At 48.5% G+C, this 20,770-nt stretch carries 16 protein-coding genes; 8 read left to right on the top strand and 8 right to left on the bottom strand.

Annotated elements, in window-relative coordinates:
• Window positions 1–45: 45 nt before the first annotated feature.
• Both ACYVFD_RS27655 and ACYVFD_RS27650 read right to left on the bottom strand, forming a co-directional pair.
• Window positions 46–1,212, bottom strand: a complete 1,167-nt coding sequence (locus tag ACYVFD_RS27655) for an alpha/beta hydrolase family protein (RefSeq protein WP_461093764.1) — start codon at window positions 1,210–1,212, stop codon at window positions 46–48.
• Window positions 1,213–1,315: 103 nt separating this feature from the next.
• Window positions 1,316–3,049, bottom strand: coding sequence for a GMC oxidoreductase (locus ACYVFD_RS27650; protein WP_461093763.1), 1,734 nt, complete (start codon window positions 3,047–3,049; stop codon window positions 1,316–1,318).
• A 425-nt stretch (window positions 3,050–3,474) separates the two neighbouring features.
• On the opposite strand from ACYVFD_RS27650, the gene ACYVFD_RS27645 reads away from it, so the two are divergent.
• The 3 genes from ACYVFD_RS27645 (at window position 3,475) to ACYVFD_RS27635 (ending at window position 4,979) form a co-directional block, all read left to right on the top strand.
• A complete protein-coding gene (locus ACYVFD_RS27645) occupies window positions 3,475–4,242 on the top strand; it encodes a helix-turn-helix domain-containing protein (protein ID WP_461093762.1) in 768 nt (255 codons plus the stop codon).
• A 90-nt stretch (window positions 4,243–4,332) separates the two neighbouring features.
• Complete coding sequence (locus ACYVFD_RS27640) at window positions 4,333–4,722, top strand: DUF1398 domain-containing protein (RefSeq protein ID WP_461093761.1); 390 nt, start codon at window positions 4,333–4,335, stop codon at window positions 4,720–4,722.
• A gap of 59 nt (window positions 4,723–4,781) precedes the next feature.
• Window positions 4,782–4,979: a TlpA family protein disulfide reductase gene (locus tag ACYVFD_RS27635; protein ID WP_461093916.1), complete on the top strand. Its 198-nt coding sequence runs from the start codon at window positions 4,782–4,784 to the stop codon at window positions 4,977–4,979.
• A 93-nt stretch (window positions 4,980–5,072) separates the two neighbouring features.
• On the opposite strand, the gene ACYVFD_RS27630 is transcribed toward ACYVFD_RS27635, so the two are convergent.
• The gene (locus tag ACYVFD_RS27630) at window positions 5,073–5,393 is read right to left on the bottom strand and encodes a hypothetical protein (RefSeq protein WP_461093760.1); all 321 of its coding nucleotides are present in this window, start codon (window positions 5,391–5,393) and stop codon (window positions 5,073–5,075) included.
• A gap of 259 nt (window positions 5,394–5,652) precedes the next feature.
• On the opposite strand from ACYVFD_RS27630, the gene ACYVFD_RS27625 reads away from it, so the two are divergent.
• Complete coding sequence (locus tag ACYVFD_RS27625; protein ID WP_461093759.1) at window positions 5,653–6,237, top strand: alpha/beta hydrolase; 585 nt, start codon at window positions 5,653–5,655, stop codon at window positions 6,235–6,237.
• A 203-nt stretch (window positions 6,238–6,440) separates the two neighbouring features.
• Here ACYVFD_RS27625 and ACYVFD_RS27620 read toward each other — a convergent pair whose 3' ends face one another.
• Entirely contained in the window at window positions 6,441–7,694 is a 1,254-nt protein-coding gene (locus tag ACYVFD_RS27620) for a glycosyltransferase family 4 protein (protein WP_461093758.1), read from the bottom strand.
• A gap of 271 nt (window positions 7,695–7,965) precedes the next feature.
• On the opposite strand from ACYVFD_RS27620, the gene ACYVFD_RS27615 reads away from it, so the two are divergent.
• Window positions 7,966–8,853 (top strand): hypothetical protein, encoded by an 888-nt coding sequence (locus ACYVFD_RS27615; RefSeq protein WP_461093757.1) that lies wholly within the window; start codon window positions 7,966–7,968, stop codon window positions 8,851–8,853.
• Between the two features lie 243 nt (window positions 8,854–9,096).
• Here ACYVFD_RS27615 and ACYVFD_RS27610 read toward each other — a convergent pair whose 3' ends face one another.
• The 4 genes from ACYVFD_RS27610 to prmA all read right to left on the bottom strand — a co-directional run bounded on the left by ACYVFD_RS27610 (window position 9,097) and on the right by prmA (window position 18,538).
• Window positions 9,097–10,032 carry a CPBP family intramembrane glutamic endopeptidase gene (locus ACYVFD_RS27610; protein ID WP_461093756.1) on the bottom strand — a complete coding sequence of 312 codons (936 nt, stop codon included), beginning with the start codon at window positions 10,030–10,032 and terminating at the stop codon, window positions 9,097–9,099.
• A gap of 85 nt (window positions 10,033–10,117) precedes the next feature.
• Complete coding sequence (locus ACYVFD_RS27605) at window positions 10,118–12,493, bottom strand: right-handed parallel beta-helix repeat-containing protein (protein WP_461093755.1); 2,376 nt, start codon at window positions 12,491–12,493, stop codon at window positions 10,118–10,120.
• A gap of 81 nt (window positions 12,494–12,574) precedes the next feature.
• Window positions 12,575–17,599, bottom strand: a complete 5,025-nt coding sequence (locus tag ACYVFD_RS27600; RefSeq protein ID WP_461093754.1) for a hypothetical protein — start codon at window positions 17,597–17,599, stop codon at window positions 12,575–12,577.
• A gap of 108 nt (window positions 17,600–17,707) precedes the next feature.
• Window positions 17,708–18,538 carry a 50S ribosomal protein L11 methyltransferase gene (gene prmA, locus ACYVFD_RS27595; RefSeq protein WP_461093753.1) on the bottom strand — a complete coding sequence of 277 codons (831 nt, stop codon included), beginning with the start codon at window positions 18,536–18,538 and terminating at the stop codon, window positions 17,708–17,710.
• A gap of 134 nt (window positions 18,539–18,672) precedes the next feature.
• Here prmA and ACYVFD_RS27590 point away from each other — a divergent pair, with 134 nt between their 5' ends.
• Genes ACYVFD_RS27590 through ACYVFD_RS27580 form a run of 3 tightly spaced genes read left to right on the top strand, consistent with a single transcriptional unit; the run spans window position 18,673 to window position 20,764 of the window.
• Window positions 18,673–19,203: an RNA polymerase sigma factor gene (locus ACYVFD_RS27590; RefSeq protein ID WP_461093915.1), complete on the top strand. Its 531-nt coding sequence runs from the start codon at window positions 18,673–18,675 to the stop codon at window positions 19,201–19,203.
• The gene (locus tag ACYVFD_RS27585; protein WP_461093752.1) at window positions 19,200–19,811 is read left to right on the top strand and encodes a hypothetical protein; all 612 of its coding nucleotides are present in this window, start codon (window positions 19,200–19,202) and stop codon (window positions 19,809–19,811) included. The genes ACYVFD_RS27590 and ACYVFD_RS27585 overlap by 4 nt, the downstream gene beginning before the upstream one ends.
• Window positions 19,808–20,764, top strand: coding sequence for a DUF4097 family beta strand repeat-containing protein (locus tag ACYVFD_RS27580; protein ID WP_461093751.1), 957 nt, complete (start codon window positions 19,808–19,810; stop codon window positions 20,762–20,764). The genes ACYVFD_RS27585 and ACYVFD_RS27580 overlap by 4 nt, the downstream gene beginning before the upstream one ends.
• Window positions 20,765–20,770 lie beyond the last annotated feature (6 nt).

Genomic DNA, 20,770 nt, shown 5'->3' with positions numbered 1-20,770 from the left:
GCAAGTTGAGAATTTAGGCTGTTAGAGCTGGGGTTATGTGAGGGTTTATTTGAGGAGCGCCATCACGGCATCGTCGCCCACAACAGCGCGGGCGGGTCGAGGGTGTTCGGCCGTAAAGACTTGTAAAGCGGTTGGTTCAAGAATCGTATTAACGGACTCATCGATCTGACCATTTTTCTGTACACGAGCCAGATCGAGTTTCAGATGCCTGGCCAGAAATTGGTAGGCGGCAAGTCGTTTATTAGGACCGTAATCGTGCCCCTCGGCAGGCAGATGGACATTTCCGACCCGGTCTTTCGCTCCGTAATAGCCGTAGATATTCTGGATGTAAGGATATTCGACCGTTGGCGTATTCTTCGTCCAGTCTTTTCCATCCGACACCAAAAGCATAGGCCGGGGAGCCGCCAGTGCCGCAATCTCAACGTTACTGGTTTGATGGGTAGGCCGTTTATGAATGGGCATGCCGCTTTCACAGACGCAACCACCGAAGAAATGCGCCGACACCATTACAGCCGGCACCGAAACTTTGATTCGTGGGTCAAGTGCCGTCAGTACAAATGTTTGCGTTCCCCCACCCGACTCGCCCGTCATGGCAATCCGATCCGTATCGACTTCGGGTAAGCTGGTTAGAAAATCCAGCGAACGCATTCCATTCAACGTCTGCAAGGTTAAGGCTTCAGCAATCTTATGCTCGGTCTGTTTGGAGTCGCCATACCCCAGCATGTCGTAGGCAAATACGACCGCACCCATCCGCGCCAGGGTCGCACAACGCTGCTGGGTGTATTCCATCAGGCGGTTATTCTGGTTAGCGCCATGTCCGTGTGGGCAAATAATGCCTGGCACTTTACCCTTAGCGCCAACTGGCCGATACAGGTTGCCCGTTACAAAAAGGCCCGGCAGGCTTTCAAAGGCGACATTCTCGACTGTATAGCCATTCATTTGCCGTACACTATACCGAATGGGTTGAAGCGGAGCAAACTTCGGTTTGTCGGGTAGTTTCATCCCCTCGCGAATGCCTTTTCGGATCAGGGCAGCACGGGTTTCCCAACTTGCCCGGTCGTGGTATGTACTGGCAAACGTCTGTAACGCTTTGGCTCCTTCTTCTTCGGTGAAATAGGCACCCTGGCACAAATCGGGCCGGGAAGGATTGGGTTGCGCCAGGACGCTTGCCAACCCGGCCAGATAACAGATCAATGTAGTTTGGATACGCATGACTCTTCTGACAGCGAACGGATTGAATAGGGTAGCAAAACCCAAAGATGGCTTTTGCAAACTCTTACTCCTTCGGCAAGTCGAAGACGCCAAAAAACCTGATTTAGCGCGGAATATCTCCTCGTTTCAACGCTTTCACGGCATAATCAGCCGCCCGGGCGGATAAAGCCATATACGTCAATGACGGATTCTGGCAGGGCGATGAGGTCATACAGGCGCCATCGGTACAGAACACATTGTTGACCGTGTGATGCTGATTGAACTTATTGAAGACCGAATTTTTAGGCGATGTTCCCATGCGAGCTGTTCCCATTTCGTGGATGCTCAAACCTGGATGCGCCTGACTATCGAATCCACCGATGTTGGAGAAACCAGCTTTTTCGAGCATCAATATGGCCTGATCGTGCGCGTCTTTTCGCATGAGGGTTTCATTTTCGCGGTAATGCACATCCATTTTCAGAACCGGCTGGCCCCACTTGTCCTTTACTTCATCGGTCAGGGAAACCCGGTTATCTTCATACGGCATACACTCACCGAAGGCATCCAGCGTGATTTTCCACTGTCCAAACTGCGTAGCTCTTTCTTTAAAATCGGCCCCGAATCCTTCTTCATGAAAGGCATGGTCCCAGTTTTCACGGCCGGTATAAACCTCGAACCCGTACCCACGCTTAAAGGGCTGACCATCCTGACCGGGTAAATTGCGGAAGCGAGGAATGTACAACCCAGCCGGGTGGCGACCATAGTAGTATTTATCCAGATCGTGGTTATAATCGGCAGTGGCTCCTACGTGGAAATGATGATCCATCAGGTTGCGACCTAATTGACCACTATCGTCCATGCCGTTCGGAAACCGCTTCGATTTCGAATTCATCAGGATGTAGGTCGATCCTAGCGCCGACGCATTCAGAAAAATAACACTCGCCCTGAACTCAAGCCACTGGTGCGTCTGCTCATCAATCACCCGAACGCCCGTTGCCCGACCGATTTTATCATCGTAAATAATTGAGTTGACAATCGAATGCGGCCGAACGGTAAGTCGTTTGGTACGCCGGGCTGCGGGTAAGGTAGCCGACTGCGTGCTGAAATAGGCCCCATACGGGCATCCCCGCATACACAGGTTTCGGTATTGGCATTTTGCCCGACCCAGTGCCATTTGCTCTGCCGTAGGAGCCGTCAGATGTGCCGCCCGCGCTGAGATTACTTTTCGATCCGCAAACTGGCTATTGACCGACTTTCGGAAATGCTGCTCGACGCAGTTATCGGGCATGGCGGGTTGAAACTGGCCGTCGGGCAGATGTGGCAAGCCGTCGCGGTTTCCGGCAATTCCGGCAAATTTTTCAACGTAATCGTACCAGGGAGCGATGTCTTTGTACCGAATGGGCCAGTCGGTTCCGATGCCTTCTTTGGCATTGGCTTCAAAATCGAGGTCCGAAAATCGGAAAGAATAACGCCCCCACATCAATGAACGCCCGCCCACATGATACCCCCGAATCCAGTCGAACGGTTTTTCTTCGACATATGGATTGTCCAGATCATTAACAAAATGCTGATGAGTCGCTTCGGTAATGGTAAAACCCGTTCGGTTTTGGATGGGGTACTGTTTGAGCGTCTCCAGCGGCACCGACAGGTTATGATGCGGAAACTCCCAGGGCGCTTTGGTTGCCGTATGGTAATCCGTTACGTGCTCGATCATACGGCCCCGTTCGAGGAGCAGCACAGTCAGGCCTTTCTCCGCAAGTTCCTTGGCCGACCATCCTCCACTAATACCTGACCCAACCACTATCGCATCGAATTTTTTACCAGATGGAATAGGCGGCTCTTGATTAAAGGAACTCATAAATAGTACTATTAGAAACTGGATACGTACAATGTAGTAAAGGTTTTCTGTCATTCCGAGGAACGAGGAATCTTCGGGTGAAGGAGAAAAAATATTCTCATCCGAAGATTCCTCGTTCCTCGGAATGACAGAAAAAATACAGCAAAACTTTTATTACGCTGTAATGTAAGTTACAGAAAAGAGTGCAAAGATCACATCCGAACCAGATAAACCCGCAATTCTCTTTTAGATAACGTACGAGTTCGGTAATTCATGTCAGCATTTTTCCAGTCGTAAATGAGCAGCCAAACCAAGGCCAATAAACAACTGCGTATCAATAGTTTACCCTAAAAACGACTATAAAGACAGAGAGATGACCCAGCAAAAGACAGCGAACTATTGGTATCTTTACGGGAAATAAATCGTTGCTAACGCACACAGCACGAATGAGATTTGACAAGGTTATACCGGTTGATTCCCTAAAGCCTTACATAAAACACTTTGTCATTTCAGAAAGCACGCTGGAGACTACCTATAAAATCTTTCCATCGACCAGCCTGGTCATTGGATTTCAGTATCAGGGCCAATTAACTGCCATCACCGAGGGCCAGCCAAACCGACTATCGACAGCAGGCATAACGGGTCTTTCAGATCACGTTAAGGTATTTAAAAACTCGGCAGATATAGGAACAATTCTCGTTTTCTTTTCAGAAGTTGGGTTGGCTTTTTTTACGTCCTGCCCTGCCAATGAGCCGTTCAATCAAAGTATTTCGCTCGATACCCTTTTCAGCAGGCAGACGATTAGCGAAACGGAGGAGCAACTGTCGCTGGCCCAAACGGACAGCGAACGCATACGGGTTGTTGAACGCTTCCTGCTATCTCAACTTAAAGAGATTCAACGAGATAAGCTGATTGTTGAAGCGGTCAGGCTTATTTATCAATCAAAGGGAACGATCAGGATTTCGGAACTCAGCCAAAAACTAGCGACTAGCCAAAGTCCTTTGGAAAAACGGTTCAGGAAACTGGTGGGTACAACACCTAAAAAATTTGCCTCCATCGTCCGCTTCAATACCGTGCTCAATGACCTGACAACCAGCCCAAAATCGCTAACCGAAATTTGCTACGAGCATAATTTTTTCGACCAGGCTCACTTTATCAAGGACTTCAGGCAATTCACGGGTGAAACGCCCGAGCAGGTTAAACGGGCTGAATAGATAAACGATTTTTTACAATGCCAGGCCCTCTGACTGTTGGACCTTTGTGCTGACATAATCAGTTAGCCAATCGTTTACCAACAAAGAGCCATGTTTACCGTAGCGCAAATCAAAGCAGCTCATGCTAATGTCCAGTCAGGGGCCGACTTCCCAGCGTACATCCAGATAATCAAACAATTAGGTGTGAAATCTTTTGAAACCTGGGTAGTTGACAGCCATACCAACTACTTCGGCGACAACCACTACCGGACGTCATCGAAGCCTATGTATGCTCAGCTACCCATCGCCAAAGTGGTCGATAAAGAAGCATTTACCAATGCCCTGCGTATCCATCAACAAGGGCAGACCGATTACTATACGTTTTGCAGGGCGTGTGCTGCTACGGGCATCGAAAAATGGGTTGTCAATCTTGATGCCATGACCTGCACCTATTTCGACAAAGCCGATAATCAGGTGTTGGTAGAGCACATTCCCACTTAAAGCGACGCTTCGTTACGGGAAGTACTGACAAAAGCGGGTAAATCTAAAAATGGTGTGAGCTGTGCATTAAAGAATTGCCCGTTCTGAAAGCACTTCATGAGCAGTTTGCTGGTCAAGGCGTAGAATTTGTTGGTATCTCTATTGATAGTAATCCAGCGAAATGGCAAAAAACCCTCGCCAGGTATCAATCAGCGGGTATACAGCTTCTAGCTACTGAGAGAAGTCTGTTAGTGGATAACTATGTGAAACGTTCCTAATCGATCAAGATGGACGGATTCAGTCGCATGATGTACAGGGGAACGACTTAATCAAAAAGTAGCGGATTTACTGGCGAAAAATCTTAATCGTTTTTACGACCGATAAAAGCCGTAAAGGACTAGCCCCACCAGTATTGATTCAATGATCCAGATGGTGCCCGTATTCGAATGCGTAAGCCGGCTAATCATCCAGTGGCCTACTAAGCAAACGACCAAGATGGGCAGGCCAAGCACAATCTCGAGTGGATAATCTCGCTTCTGATCGGGTGTTCCGTAGAGCACATAAAACAGGCCATGCAGGATCTCGTAGAGACCCACTAAGGCTCCCAACGTCAGCGGTGTAATCCAGTTTAGTAACTTCTCAATGGTCATACAGGTATGTGAGCCAATTCGTTTGATTTCGAATGCACTCACTGATAACTACAAGTAGCGGTGTAGGGTTGTTGGCCTTTAGTGACTTCACTAACTCGCTATGGGCGGTACTGTCTGGCTGACAAGCATAGGATTTACTGCCGTCAACAGGTTGGGGTCTTGTCTCTGGGAGGAGACCACTACGATTATAACAAAGGCGAGCAAGAGACTGTTTGCTAAGACATAAACCTTGGGCATCCTATGGGTTTATCCGACACGGACGAACAGGGTTACTTATCCATTAATCGGTGGTTATCCGAAAATGATGGCCTATAAACGAAACGACTATCGCCCGCAGACTATGAGCAAGCAGGTGTTATTTATAGGAGGTGGCGGAAACGATGGGTATCAGGCAGATGCCAAGTTGGTAGCCTCGCTGCAAAACGCATTGGGAGCAAATTATGCGATTAAGTACCCAATGCTGGAAACCGATCAGGCGGCTCCGGATTTTGGTTGGCTCAAGCAAATCGGTAGTGAACTCGGTAAACTCAGCGACGATGGTATTTTGGTGGCCCATTCCTTAGGCGCTTCCCTGTTGCTTAAATACCTGTCTGAATATACGATCTGGAAACCAATAGAACGGATTTTTTTACTGGCTACCCCCTATTGGAGTGGTCAAGATGCATGGGTAGAGGGACTAAAACTTCAACCCGATTTCGCCGAACACCTTCCTCAATCAAGCCGACTCTTTTTTTATCATTGTCGGGACGATGAAGAGATCCCATTTGATCATCTTGCCATGTATCGTCAAAAGCTACCAATGGCCACTTTCCGGGAAGTTAACCAGTGCGGGCACCAGTTCGGCGACAATCTCACGATGATAGCTGAGGATATCAAAGCCTCTTAGCTTGTAATGCCCAATTTACATTATTACATTATCTCAAAAATCTATCATTTTTATTGAGATAAGGCACATTAATACTGCAAACTCTAACTGTTGCCATAAATACCCCGTTCAAGGATGGCGGCAAAATCATAGAATGTAGCAATCACTATGAGCTGTTCAATAACGAAGACATCGTTTATAAACGCCTGGCTATGATGGATGAACTAGTTCAATAGACGACCGCTACCCGAAACATAATCAACCGCTTTTGTGAATTTCGCCAGTACCTTATCCCAGGTATAATTTTTTTGGACATAGGTCTGAGCTTTTTCTGACATTTCGCTGGAATCCTGAGACAAAAGCTGCTGAACGGCCCCCTCAAAGCTGGTATAATCCGAAAACAACAGGCCTCCCTGACTAAGCTCAATGTGATCTTTGAGGACTTCGCAATCTTTATTGGCAAGCACAGGAATGCCATAGGCGAAACTTTCCAGCGTAACCATTGACAGACTCTCTTGCCGCGAAGGAATAACCAAAGCTTTGGCATCTTTCAATAAAGCTATTTTTACGTCTTCATCCACAAATCCTGCCGTTATCAAATCGGGGTGAGTAGGAATAGGCATGAAGGGCTGACCAACCAGCACTAGCTTCAAGGATGAAGGATGATTTTCTTTGAACTGAATAAAATAATCGAACAACTCATTACAGCCTTTGGCTGTATCAATTCGACCAATATAAATCAGATAGGGTGCGTTTATTCCCAATGTTGTAACCGCCGAATTGTTAGAATTTACGTCGGCTGTTTCGATCCCAACGCCAATGACATCGTTGTAGATGGCTTCATTCTTAAATAGTTGATTTACCAGGCGTTTCTCGGCTGATGTGAGAAATAAAATTGCTCGGGGTAGTTGGAATAACAACTTGAATCCGGGTAAATAAATAGGAATTTCGTCGTGCGCCGTTGGGATGAAAATCGACTTTTGGGGAGCTATATTCATCCCGGCAATTGTGGGATAGTAGAGGTAGGTAATGAAGATCAGTGCATCATATTGCTGATGGTTACGCTTTAAGTACGTGATTAAATCAGGTGTATAGGGCCCCTGCTGTTGCGCCCAGAGCATCATGTAGCGCCGAACGGTTTTACCAACCAGCGCACGTCCCCACATCCGCAGCCAGCCCATTCCATGCCATTCCTCAGGTCGTGACCATTTTTTGATTTTACGTTCCGTCTCATACATCAAATGGTCCTTTGCTTGCCGTTCGTAATGCGTTGGAAATCGATGTACGTTTATGCCATTTATTGTGGTGGTGGCTGCTGGATACCAGTTGGCCCAGGTAACGTACTCCAATGCACAACTAGTTAGTACATCTACCTCATAAGTACCGGTCAGCCGTTCGGCAAGAATACGACAATAGTATTCAGCACCGCCATTAACTTCTACGCCATAGCGCTGGACAATAAAGGCTATTTTTTTCATATAATGAACGTTGATTTCTGGGCACTTTGCCGACTGTTATGTATTGTCTACTAAACTGGTAAATTACTACCTAATACTAACAGCACAATAGCTTCGTCATGTCCGCAGAATATTGCTTAAAAGTCTATATTTACCCGTTAGGCCAATAGCGCATGTTAACCGCCTGTACTGCCCTATTTTTCAGGGAAGCTTACAGCTTTACTATTCGTGTCATATGAGAAGAAAAATAAGACGATTTCTTATTGAACCGCTGCAAACGCAACTTGAAGACGTGCAAAATCAACTTCGAGAAGCGCAAGACCAACTCAGACAAGCTAAAGAAGACAACGCGACTACTAAACTGGCGATAGGGGCAATGCTGGCTAAACAGGCAACGCAGGCTACTTCCATGAAGGAAGCTGAATTTAAACTGTTTTCTCAGTTTGGTGATGATGGTATTATACAGTACTTAATTAGCTACGTCAAACCCCAGGTTGATACGTTTGTTGAATTTGGCGTTGAGAATTATGAAGAAGCAAATACCCGGTTTTTGTTGATGAATAATAACTGGAAGGGGCTGGTTATTGATGGTTCGTCAACCCATATTGATTACATCAAGTCAAGATCGTTTTACTGGCGTTATAGCTTTAACGCCGTTGCAAGTTTTATTACCGCTGAAAACATCAACCAACTGCTCGTCAGCAATGGGATTAGTGGTCAGATTGGGTTGCTCAGTATTGATATCGACGGCAACGATTACTGGGTGTGGAAAGCCATTACAGCGGTTGATGCCGATATAGTAGTGATTGAGTATAATAGTTTATTCGGATCCGAACGATCAATCAGTACACCTTACAGCCCCGATTTTGTGCGCGAACAAGCCCATTACTCCTATTTATACTTTGGTGCTTCGCTCCCCGCTTTGTATGGCTTAGCCGTAGAAAAGGGCTATGCTTTTGTGGGTTGTAATCAGGCCGGCAATAATGCGTACTTTGTCAAGAAAGAGAAGTTAAATGGCTTACCATCTATATCCGTTGCGGAAGGATACGTATATTCTCGTTTTCGAGAAAGCCGAAACACAGAAGGGCAAATGTGTTTTCTGGATGGCGCCGAGCGAATCGCCCTGCTCGAAGGCCTCCCCGTTATTAATACGATAACGAATCAAAATGAGTACCTGTAAAATGAAGCCAGGAAAATTTTTACTCGTTTAGAGGTTCGTTACGCCAAGTGAACGCAACGGCTGGTATAAATTCGGGGCCTAGGGTTTGATTCTCGTACGCTATTGGATAAGTTGAACAACTATTAAAAAACGAGAATAAGCACTTTTGATAAAACGCCCGGCGACCCGTTCTTTAGATTTACCCGCCTTTTTGTGTACTTCTCGTAACGCAGCAGCCAGGTCCAAAACGTAGCTGGTTTATCTTTAATGGCCTCCTCCCTGCAAAAAGGCGGCAATCTCCATGCCCCAGGCTATACCGATATGAATAAGCAATCCGCCCCAAATGCTTCGGGTACTAAGAGCCAGTACACCCAGTAAATAACCACCGAATACAGATGAAACAGCCTCACCCAATGGTCGTCCAAAATGAATGGAGCAATACCAGACTACCATTGGCAATACAGCGCCATGTCCGAGTACCCGACTCATACCGATGACCAGAAAACCTCGGAAAAGTAACTCCGTCGGTACAAAATCCCAACCGTAGCACAGTTCATAAACCAGGGCGGTTACCCATTCGGGCACCCCGAAAAACTCATTGGCATTGGTATCCCGATAGGTCGGGTACGATTCCAGAAAATCCGGTTGGAAGGACGCTAGCGTAATCAACGGAATCATTAACGCCAGCATGAGCGCATATAAAACCAATCCTTTTCGCTTGGGAGCCATACCATAAAAACTACTCGGGTACGGGTCCAAGAATTTGTAGAACAGTGCCAATGGCAACACAATGGTCAGCAGCGATTGCAGGTTATGCAGGCAGTAATAGGCAAATACATAAATCTGCCCATCGAAAAGCTGACGGCTCCATTCACTATGCCCGTAAAATCCGGCATAAATGGAATAGAAAACCAGCGCTACCCCGCTCCGTAGCCAGAATTCACGATTTCGCCAGATGTCGGGCCGATGGTGAAAATACGTCCAGAGCCAAACACTGACGTAATAGGCCGTAGCATATAAGCCAAAGTAGAGTACTGGCCAGATGGGTTTTCCCTGAAACGAATCAATGTACGAATCTTCAAGATCGAGTGTGAAGTTGACCGTAAGCAATACAATAAGCCAAACCGCCGTGGCTGCGTAGAGATCAGGTCTAAAGTCGATGCGAAAATGCTGACGAAGGTCTTGCCAAAGGGCTTTCACTGGTGTAATTTTATGGACCAGCGCAAATAACTGGAAAGATTGATAGGATACAACCGTCTGTTCATTTCTAAAGATATCTACCCGTTCATCGAAGCGGAAGGCTCAGGTTCACAAGCTGCTGATTTCGCATCACGCGAACGGGTAGGGCGCTCATGTAATGGAGTTGTTGCTGAACGGACATTAATTCGGCAACGGTCGTAATGGTCACGTCGTTGACGGTTCGAATAACATCGCCCTTTTGCAAACCCGCCATCGCCAATTTACTTGTTTTCGGCACCTCCAGCACCACAACGCCCGTTTCGTCGGGGAGTCCAAAAGCAGACCGGTCCCCCAGGCCACGCACCGCACGTACACGTATACCCAGCCAGCTTGTTTCAGCGTTTTTATCCGCCTGAACAGTAGTCAATATGTCGGGAATTCTGGGTGAACGCGCCAACACACGCAGCGATGCTTTTTGAACCCCAAACTGGTTCATTGGAAAATTTTTAAAGCCCAGGGCCATGGCCGGACTCGTTGTGCGAACCCGGTAATCGCCCTGACTGGGTTGCCGAAACTCGGGGTCCCCAAACCGGCTGTGAGCGTCGGTACCGTTTTGCCGGGCCTTTTGAAGGGCTGCCTGATCGGGAAATAGATTGTAGTCCAGTTCCTTCCCCCAGTCGTTGACCTGAATTGGAAAGTAGGGCCGCATGACAATATTCCGGCGAAAAACATCTCCACTGTTCCTGAACCAGACATGTGGATGAAACGAGTTATTGACAATCACATTGTTTTCAGCAATTCGGTAAAACCCCTCCCGAAATTTCAGCCCCCCATTGAGCAGTACGTTGTTATAAATGAGGTAATTGCTACTCCCATCGTCCAGGTCAATATCCCAGCCATGATCGCAACGAAACCGGTTGTTTCGGATAATGACCGGCTTTTGGGCATCGAGCTGAACCAGTTCGGGATGGGCTGCTACGAGGCTATCCATCGTTTTTCGGTTGGGATGCCAGAAGCGGTCCCGCCCCCAGGAGTTGAACGACCCATGATCGCCCGTCTCGAGGACGGTATCAAACACGTCATTGTATTCGATTACATGCCCACCCCAGGTGCCATCGCCAATGTTGATACCGGCCCTGGGCAACTGATAAATGGTATTATGGCGCACGGTAATGTCGGAAGCCATCGAAATCTCGACGCCAGTTGCCTGTTTTTCGATTTCGCCAATGTGGTGAATCAGGTTATTGTCGGCCGTACATTGAGCTGGGTAGCGATTCGTTTTAGGACCGGGTCGCAAATCCATAGCCGCGTAAGGTACAAACCATTCATACCGGAAAGCGGGTGACCGAACGGCCGCAGTTTCGCCGACAAAACCAATGGCCGTAGCACCTACGTGATGAATATGGCAGCCTGTTATCCGGGCATTTCGGTTAAACCCGCTCACCAGCACAGCATTCCCGCCCAGATTCGTTAGTTCGCAATCCTCAATCTGGCAGTTGTCGGTATTTTCCAGATAAACGGCCGCTCCCCGATAGATCATCCAGTCGCTACGTACTAATGGCTCGTATTTCTCCATAAACGTGCGCTCAGTGTTGACCAGGTGAAGTCCTCGGATATGCACCCTACGCACGGGCTTTGCTGGCAGGCCGACCAGTTCGATAAGTGATTTTAGGTGGGATACCTCCACAGTCGCTTTCGCCAGATCAAGTCCCGCCGGTGGTATAAAGGAAAGCTGTTGGGTAGCTCTGTCGTAAAACCATTCGCCGGGCGCATCCCGTTCTTCGGCAATATTCTCAACAAACCGCTCTTTAGGGTGCATCCCCATTGGCCGATTGTTCTGCCAGCCGCCTTCGTAGGTCAGCGTATCGTTGTTTTTACCGGTAATCCGATAATGAAACCCACCCCATTCGTGCCTGTGAAGCGCGTGAATGTATCCGCCCACTGGATTGCTCCACCGACGAACCCGCTCTGGACTCGTTGCTCTGGAGTCGGTCCCATTGAATACATGAGCTGTGGAATCGTAATTGGGGTAGCGGGCCAGAATCTGCTTTTTGCCGTTGATAAATAACTGTTCAAATGGCTCACCCTGCACCTGAGCCACCCAAACCTTATCGTCCTTCTTTTGCCAGCGTACGGCCAACCGTCGGCCACCGTTCAGCACAACCCGTTCGTTCTGATAGGCGCTGATTAGCAACTGTTTGTTGCCCAGGGTTCGGGAGTCGATGCGGAGGGTTCGGGGCAAATAATAAACACCTTGACGTACGAGAATCTGTACCTGCGTCTGGGGAGCATTTTTTACTTTTTCGAGCGCTTTTTCGAGCGTAGCCATGGGGGTGGCTAATGTACCCGGCTGCGCATCGTTTCCTGCTGGAGCAATGTAAATGATTGTCTGAGCCTGAGCCTGTGCCGATTCGAACACACCTGCATAAAGGCCAAAAGCCCAGGCAATAACACTGGTTGTCAATAAAGTACATCTGCTCATTTTCTTACGAAGCCGATACGTATGACTAAAGAGTAAACATACTTTTAACAGGTGTTTTTCGACAGGATTAACAGCCGGGCACTAAAACCCTTCTTTCTCAGCTTCTTTGTCTTTTTTCTTCTCGTCTTTCTTTTTCTCTTCCTTCACCACTTTCTGCCCCGGTTGAAGCTTGGGCTTCGGTGCAGGTTTGGCTTTCGTCTTGTACTGATCAAGATAGCGATCAACAAAAAGCGTTTTTTCATCGACGGTGGCGGGTACTACTTCCAGAGCGGCTTTGCTGGAGTTTTTCGAACCGGCCAACAGCCGGTCGTTGATCTCCTGCTCCGATGTGATGATGGCTAACTGGCCGATAGTTCCCGGTCCATTACCACCCTTGTAATCGTAATACACCCAAACATCCGGCGACGATTCGAGGTAGATGCTGAACTCATCGCCGTTGCCCGTCTTACGTACTTCGACAAAACCATCCATCTGGGCGTTGATGTCGGTTGCCATGATATTCGAGACACCTAACTGGCCCGTGCTATAAAACGCATTGTATTTGGGTGACCAGCGCATATTGGCATTGGCCAGCACTAGCATGGCATTCAGCTTCGGCGATGCCTGATTGAGCGGAACGTGCTGGTTCTGCGCTTTAACCCGATAGGCATCCACCGCCTGCTGACCAATCAGGGGCACTAGTTTGTCCGAAAGACGATTCAGATCGTCGTCCGCAGCTTCGTCGTTCTTTTCTTCCAGATTCGTTTTGACAAGCTTATCAGCAATACTTGTATTGACCAGATCTGGTACGGGCATTGCAAACACCATGAGTGTGTTGAACCGATAGAGACTGCTGTCGATATTGATCCGCGCCGATCCCGACGACAACAAATACTCATGCGGGGCCGTGTTCATAAAGTTCATCTTGCCTTTGTAGGTCATCAGCCCACGCGCATCGTTGAAGGTGTAGGCATTTTCGACATCGGCATCCTCCGAACTGTCCGCTTTTGCGACCGAATCAATCTGGGCGACAGCTTCTCCACCCTTTGAGGCAATTCGATAGACTTTATCCTTTTCGTCGTAGCGCATAATTCCCGTAGCGCTAAACAGATCATCGTCGCGGGAGTCCTCTTTGGGTGACAGGAACGTTGGATATACACCAGCACCGCCCGCCCGGAAATGGATACCAGCGACTAGCTGTTGCCCACCATCATTTTTAAGGTTTTTATCAACCTTTATCTCCAGTCGTTCGGCCACTTTTTCTTTAAAGGGAATCCAGTCGCTGATCAGGTCTTTGCGTTTTTTGAGAGCCGGTTTAATAAATCCATCCATCGACAGATCCTGCTTTGGCGCTTCCATCACAATGCCACCCCTGAATAGCATTTTAGGAGCTAGTTGTAGGTTATCAGCCTCTTCGACTTCAGCACGAGCTACCGTAAAATAGGTTGTCAGCGGTTTCGAAGCTCCACTGCGTTTGTTACGTGGAGCACTGCGACTTGTTTTCTTGGCATCGGCCGTTAACGAAGCGGTTTCAGGATTCGCAACGGCCACGACGGGCGCTTCTTTCAGCTCAAAACTGCCCATTTTAATACTGGCTGTATCGCCTTTGGCCGTGGCAAACTGGTAGGTCGCATCACCCGCAAACCGAGTCCGCGAAAGCACCTGAATATTGCCGTTTTTGAGCCGGTGGAACAGGTTGATGGTATCCAGCTCGAGCCGGGCATTTTTCAGGGCCATCATCTCGCCATTCCGCCGGATAGCTACAAACCCTTTATCGGGGTAAATACGGGCATCGGCTGAGGTGATGTAGGGAACACCGCTAATGTTCAGCGTCCGTTTTTCCACGTCATATAATGCCGCCGAACCATTGAACGTTAGCCCTTCCTGTTCCTCTGCCGTTGCGGTAAAAATTGAGGTTTTTACATCGCCCTTCATGGCAATGGTTTTGGCGTTTACGTTCCATTGCGCCCGGTTGATGTTGGTTTTATATGCAGCAAACGGGAATTCCAGACTTGGCGACACGGTATCGCCTATACTTTCCTTTTTATTAATAGCTAGCCCGACCAGTCCTTTTGTCTGATTGAAGTCAACATCAATGTCTTTTCCTAACAGAATAGGTTTACCAGCCGGTGTGCCGGGCACTTCTTTGTCCGAAACGATTTTGAACTGTGCTCCACTGGCCAGGAATCCTTCTTTATTGAATTTAATGCTGTTCGAGATCGTCTCGGAATCCTTCCGTCGCAAGGTTCCGTGACCAAACAGGCCAGATGATCGCACCAATAATCCACCTTCGAGGTTTGTTGTGGCACTATAAAAATTGAAGTTATTTTTCTGCGTAGTAATGACCATGCTATCGGTTTTAGGCCACCATTTCATGCTGAAATTATTCAGTTGAACCTGGGGGAAATAACCCTTCCCAATCAGCCCTTCCTTGATCTCTCCTTTATCGCCCGACGCCAATAAAGAATCGGTCATGAACAGAATTCCTTTCGTACTCAAACTAGTTGTTAAGTGGTTCAGAACACCTTCCGCCCGAAGCCCGCTTTTGTCCATGGTTAGATCGCCCGTAAACTTGACGGTCGATGGCGTTGTGCCCTTCTTTCCTGCATAGACCGGATACCCGGTGACGGGTGCTTTATGGACAAAGCCTAAAGTGTTATCGGGCATAGTAACCAACTGAGCTTTAAACGGCGGGAAAATACCATCCGAATAAAAAGTACCCATAAAGGCAATGTCGCCTTTCCCAAGACTGTCGTTGTCGATGGCCGGAATTTTGAAATAGACTTTCTGATTGTAGGTGAGATTACCCCGGCTAGGTTGGTTGAAATAGACCGTCATTCCTTCAGGCATCACCAGACGCTGGGTTGTTTTCTTGCCCTTCATCTGGCCCGATTTGTTGTCCGATCCGGCCAGGAAAACCGTTCCTGGGTTCTCGTACTTAATATCGCCCCCAATTTCACCCTCTTTGCCCTGAGCCGCCAGCTTTTGCGACTGGAAGGTAATGGAGTCGATCTTATTGAGGCTCATCGCAAACTTGTCGTAGTTGAATTTCAGGTCACGACCGGCGTATCGTAACGTACCCGCCTTAAGTTGTCCATTCAGCGTAAAATCGCGGCCTTTGCCTACCCGAAGTATTTTATCGGATGGGAAGCCGAAAATTTTCAACGAATCCGACATGGTGAATTGCTTTACCCCCCGAATAGTCAGAATCTTATCGTTGAGGTCGATGGTTGCGTTTTTGATGCTGTCGTTGGAAACAAACAGCGACTGCACCTGGAAACTATCATAGTCCTGCTTATGCGCGTAGGCTAACACGTAAAGTACCCCTTTACGACTCAGACGCATCATACTGGTTTTGGGGTCGCGGTCGATGTAGCCTTCCAGCACCATACGGTTCAGGGAACCACGCAACGCACCTGCATTCACATTTTTAGCAAACTCGGTGATGTCGTCGTCCAGAAAGGTTTGCTGCTTCTTGGTCGAAACGAAATTGGCGACAATCTGTAGCGGGTGAAATCCATAATCGACCGTCAGATCGGAGTAGCGTTGTGGATGAAAATAATCGTACGACTCAAAGCGAACGGGTACTTCGCGTTTGGCCCCGACTTGATAAAAATCCACTTTCCGACGTGGCAAATCCCAGCGTACCACTTCGGGCATGATGAAAAATTTATGGTACGAGTCGGCATAGGGCACACGGGCAAAATCGGTGCGCTGCTCGCGGTCGAGCCAGGCAATGCGTTGGGCTTTGTCGTATCGGAATTTTACGGACTGGTGCGTGATCGAATCCGTATCGATGTATCCGACAAACGCAGCCGAATTGGCTGTAATCATGGGCCGTGCTTCTTTCGAAGAAGTAGCCGTTTTTTTAACCGGTTCGGTTGTATTGAAGCCCGATGCAGCCAGCCCGGCCTGAGTGGAATCAGCTGGCTGCATATCGTTGACGGCAAAATCGAACCGACGGCTGGTGGCTTTGATAGCGGGTTTACCGTTGTATTTTACGGTTATCTGTGCTGGAAATCCACTGGCCGACGCCCCCACCATTTGCGTACCCGACAGAGCCAAGCCGCCTTTATACTCAACATCGGGGCCTAGATCAGGCAGCTTCACATCATTTTGCCACGACATAAACCGGGGATACGTGACAGGACCACCTTTTTTCTTGCTAACGTACTCAAAAACCCCCTTAATGGGTGGTGTTTTCTCATAGGTCAGCGTCACATCGTCGGCTTGCAGGCGTGGATTCATGGTCGTGAGTGCGTAGTCACTGAGCGTTACAAAAATATCGGGTCGGCCAGCGGTAGCCCAGGTAAACTTGCCCCCCTGCCCAACCAGCACGCCGTCTTTCAGCATTATATCGCCACTGGTATTGGCTAGAATAGCCGAGTCGCCATTGGCCACCATAGCCAGCGACACATCTTTTAACGTGATCAATACACCCGACACCGAGGGTAGTGGTCGCCGTTGAGGAATATACTGGGGGCCTACCGAACGAGGTTGGGTAGAATCGGAAGGTGCCGGTGTATCCCAGCCATCGAAGCGGGAACGTTCGGCGGCTGCTTTAGCGGCAGCAATCGAGTCTTCGGCAGTTTTGATGTCGGCTGGTTTCAACGATTTGATCCCTTCAACATATCGAAACTCAAAAGTGCCCCCGTGCGCGTATAACTTGTTGTAGTTACTGGCATACAGTTCTCGGCGATCCATAAATCGCCGAACCGTTTCCAGGCTTCGGGCAAACACTTTCGCATCGGCTGTTTCGAACAGCTTTTCCGAAATGGTTAGCAGACCGTCGACGTTGGTGGCAGGTTGCTGCTGAGTAGCCAGATACAGTGATTCGTAGAATGGCGTAAAGATGGTAGCTGCGGGTAAACGCTTCTGGTTCATCTTACGGCTCAATGTCATGACCCGTTCCTGCTGCTGAGCCGACAGACGGTTCTCGGACCAGATGGCCTGTAGATTGGTTCCCGCCCGAACACCCGCAGGCCCGCCGGTCGCCATTAGTTTCTGCACATCGGCTACAAACTGATCGGGTTTATCAGAAATTCGGACCGCCTGTCCAAAGGAGGCTGAAAGTGTTATAAAAAACAGCAGTCCCACCAGGGTCTGTGTCCTCACAGACCTTTTCATTGCATGATCACGAAAAGGTCTGCGAGGACACAGACCCTGATAAGATCTTAAAACCAGGCTGTAATAAATACGATTCATATCCGAAGGCTGACCGGGGATAAATCCCTATCAGCGTTTAATAAACGATAAAGAAGTCCATTGATTTTTGGTTAGCCGCTTTATCAGCGTCAATCCCGACTCGACTGCTTTTTGCTCAATGTCCGGCGCGTCGTTATCGTAGAAACCGCTGACAACCAGGTATCCATTTTGTGTTAACCGTGTTGTGTAGGTATGAATTTCGGCCAGCAGCACATTACGATTGATATTCGCCAGGATTACATCGTATGGATTAACTGCCTCTACATCTGCAATTGTACCCTGAAATACGGTAACCTGCGAACAGTCGTTAAGTTCGGCGTTTTCGCGGGCATTTTCAACCGCCCATTCTTCAATATCGAAGGCCAGTGCAGCGCTAGCCCCCATCTTAACTGCCAGAATCGCCAGGATGCCCGTTCCACTACCCACATCGAGTACCGTTTTTCCGACAAAATCGAGGCCAAGCTGTTGCTCCAGCATCATGGCCGTGGTTTCGTGGTGGCCCGTTCCAAACGACATTTTCGGGTTAATGACAATGTCGTAACGAAATCGGGCGTCCAACGGATGGAAGGACGCCCGGACCCGGACCTGGCCCGCCACTTCGATCGGCTCGTAATCGCGCTCCCACTCGGCGTTCCAGTTTCGTTTCTCTAACGAACTAACTTCATAGGCTATTGCGGTCTGCCCCACGTATTTCTCAATCAATTCCTGTACGGCCTGTTCATCAAAATCGGATTCAACGATATAGGCATTTAGGCCCTCGTCGGTTTCCACAAAGGATTCAAAACCCAGTTCGGCCAGTTCGGCGGTAAGAATGTCGGTATAATCGGGCGACAGATGCAGTTGTAGTTCAATGTAATTCATGCATCAAAGTAACGAAAAAGGGCTAAACTGTTCGTCCCACCCGCTTGATTCAGTTTATCCTTCTATTCTTTTTTCACGTACTTTCCAACCTTTTCGGCTTCCGGCATCACTTTAGTCCGACGCACCTTCAAATTCTGTCCTGCTTGGCCATTTCGACCGACATATCTGAACACGACCTGGTCGAACGTTGTCGGGCCAATGATCGGGTGGCGCAGCGGCTTCTGTTCGAACGATATAAGCGGGCTATGTTTTCGACGGCCTACCGAATTATTAACGACTACGACCATGCCAACGATGCCTTGCAGGACGCTTTCGTTGAGGTATTTCGAAACTTGGATCAATTTGCCTTCCGGTCTACGTTGGGGGCTTGGATCAAAACCATTGTGGTTCGTCAGACGCTCCGAAAACAGCAGCTTGAAGGCCGATTTTTGACATTAGACGAACATGTACATGACTCACCGGCTCCGTTTCGCGATACCCTGACGGGCGATGAATTAGACGCGGCCATTCGGAGTCTTCCCGCTGGTGCCCGCACGGTGTTTCTACTGACCGAAGTGGAGGGCTATACCCATAAAGAAGTCGCCGACATGCTTGGCATTTCAGAGGGCACCTCAAAATCGCAGGCGAGTTATGCGAAGAAGCTATTAAGACAACGACTATCATGAACGACTCACTGCCGCAACTTCCCGAATACGACCCAGCCAACAACCTATGGGCTCGCATCGAAGCCGATTTGCAGGCCGATGAGCAGATCGACCGATTGGTTCAAGAGTTACCCATCTATGAGCCCAAAGCTGATTTATGGCAATCGATTGACGTTAGCTTATCAGTCAGCGAACCCACTATAGTCCGTCCGCTATGGACCTCTTTACAAACCTATTGGGCAGGTCTGGCGGCAATGGTTTCGCTGCTTATGGTAGGTATTTGGGTGTTTTGGCCCTCCGAATCGCCCGAAAAAGTACGGATTGAATATGCAACCGAGTCCATAAAGCCAGCTCTGCCAAAAAAAACGACGCCAACCCATTGGCCCACAACCACCAAACGAGCCGAAGAATTTATTGCAAAGCGGTGCGCTGAAGAGAAAGCCGTTTGCCAGCGGCCCGAAGTTCATGAACTACGAAAGCAGTTAACGGCTCTGACAATCAAACAGCAACAAATTGAACAGGAACGGGGAGTTTTTGGCGATGATCCGGCCTTGTTACGCGCCCAGACCAAACTGGAAACGCAACGGGCCGAAGTGACGAAAGAACTGCTAACACTGCTTGAATCATGAAAATCAGACTGGCTCGTTTGGCACGATTACCCGACATAGGCTTCTTGCGAATCAGACGTTTTTTCTGGCTGCTTTTATGGATCAATTGGGGATTACAGGGATATGCCCAGTCGGTACAGGTCATCACCAAAATCATCGATAAGGAGTTGCTGTATACTGAAGGCCAGCCCATTTTACTGACCGCTCAAAAAGCTGATGTAACGATAAAAGGCTGGAACCGCCCAACCATTTCGGTCCGACTACGACTCATTGCCAAACATACAGACAGGGCCGTGGCCGAACACGAATTAGGGTATCATCAATATACCTTACAGACTGCCAATGGCCAGGTTGATCTGTCAAATCGGTTCGTCATCCCTCAATCGGTTGGGAAGCTGAAAAGTCAGTTGAAAGCCGTTTATGACATCAGCCTTCCGGCCAAAGCACTCCTCACCATAACCAACTCCTTTGGCGATATAAACCTGAGCAATCTGGACGGGAACACCACCGTAACCTTCGATTTTGGCCGACTGACGCTCGATGACATTACCGGTAAACTCACGATAAAATCAGACTACGGGGATATTGACGGACGAAGTCTAGACGCTACGGTCAATCTAAAGGCTGAAAAGGCAGAAGTTACCCTGCAAGACATCAGCGGAAACGTAACGATCCAGACAAGTTATGGAAAACTTACTCTATTACCGAATCCCACGCTCGATGCCTTGAAAGTCGATGCGACGCGTACCGACATTCTGGTAACCACCAAACGCATAACCGATTTCTGGTTCGATGTTAGCAACCTGTCGGCCGACATCCGTGTGCCTGAAAATTTGGCTGACCAACTGGTGAAGACCAAAAACAAGCAGGTTTTCAGATACCAATCTTCAGCCAATAAACCCGAAATCGTGATTCAGAACCGCTACAACCCCATTATCATACAAGGAGAGAAACCACTCGTCGACCGTCGCTAAGCCACA

The organism is Spirosoma gilvum (assembly GCF_054776815.1).
Note: the sequence above shows the minus strand (reverse complement) of the source record. Positions and strands in the feature narration are given on the sequence as shown.

Bases quoted from the DNA above. Each gene is read 5' to 3' on its own strand.
- ACYVFD_RS27620 (WP_461093758.1), bottom strand. From the start codon at position 7,694: ATGAAAAAAATAGCCTTTATTGTCCAGCGCTATGGCGTAGAAGTTAAT.
- ACYVFD_RS27580 (WP_461093751.1), top strand. From the start codon at position 19,808: ATGAAAATCAGACTGGCTCGTTTGGCACGATTACCCGACATAGGCTTC.
- prmA (WP_461093753.1), bottom strand. From the start codon at position 18,538: ATGAATTACATTGAACTACAACTGCATCTGTCGCCCGATTATACCGAC.
- ACYVFD_RS27625 (WP_461093759.1), top strand. From the start codon at position 5,653: ATGATGGCCTATAAACGAAACGACTATCGCCCGCAGACTATGAGCAAG.
- ACYVFD_RS27655 (WP_461093764.1), bottom strand. From the start codon at position 1,212: ATGCGTATCCAAACTACATTGATCTGTTATCTGGCCGGGTTGGCAAGC.
- ACYVFD_RS27640 (WP_461093761.1), top strand. From the start codon at position 4,333: ATGTTTACCGTAGCGCAAATCAAAGCAGCTCATGCTAATGTCCAGTCA.
- ACYVFD_RS27650 (WP_461093763.1), bottom strand. From the start codon at position 3,049: ATGAGTTCCTTTAATCAAGAGCCGCCTATTCCATCTGGTAAAAAATTC.
- ACYVFD_RS27645 (WP_461093762.1), top strand. From the start codon at position 3,475: ATGAGATTTGACAAGGTTATACCGGTTGATTCCCTAAAGCCTTACATA.
- ACYVFD_RS27605 (WP_461093755.1), bottom strand. From the start codon at position 12,493: ATGAGCAGATGTACTTTATTGACAACCAGTGTTATTGCCTGGGCTTTT.
- ACYVFD_RS27600 (WP_461093754.1), bottom strand. From the start codon at position 17,599: ATGAAAAGGTCTGTGAGGACACAGACCCTGGTGGGACTGCTGTTTTTT.
- ACYVFD_RS27585 (WP_461093752.1), top strand. From the start codon at position 19,200: ATGAACGACTCACTGCCGCAACTTCCCGAATACGACCCAGCCAACAAC.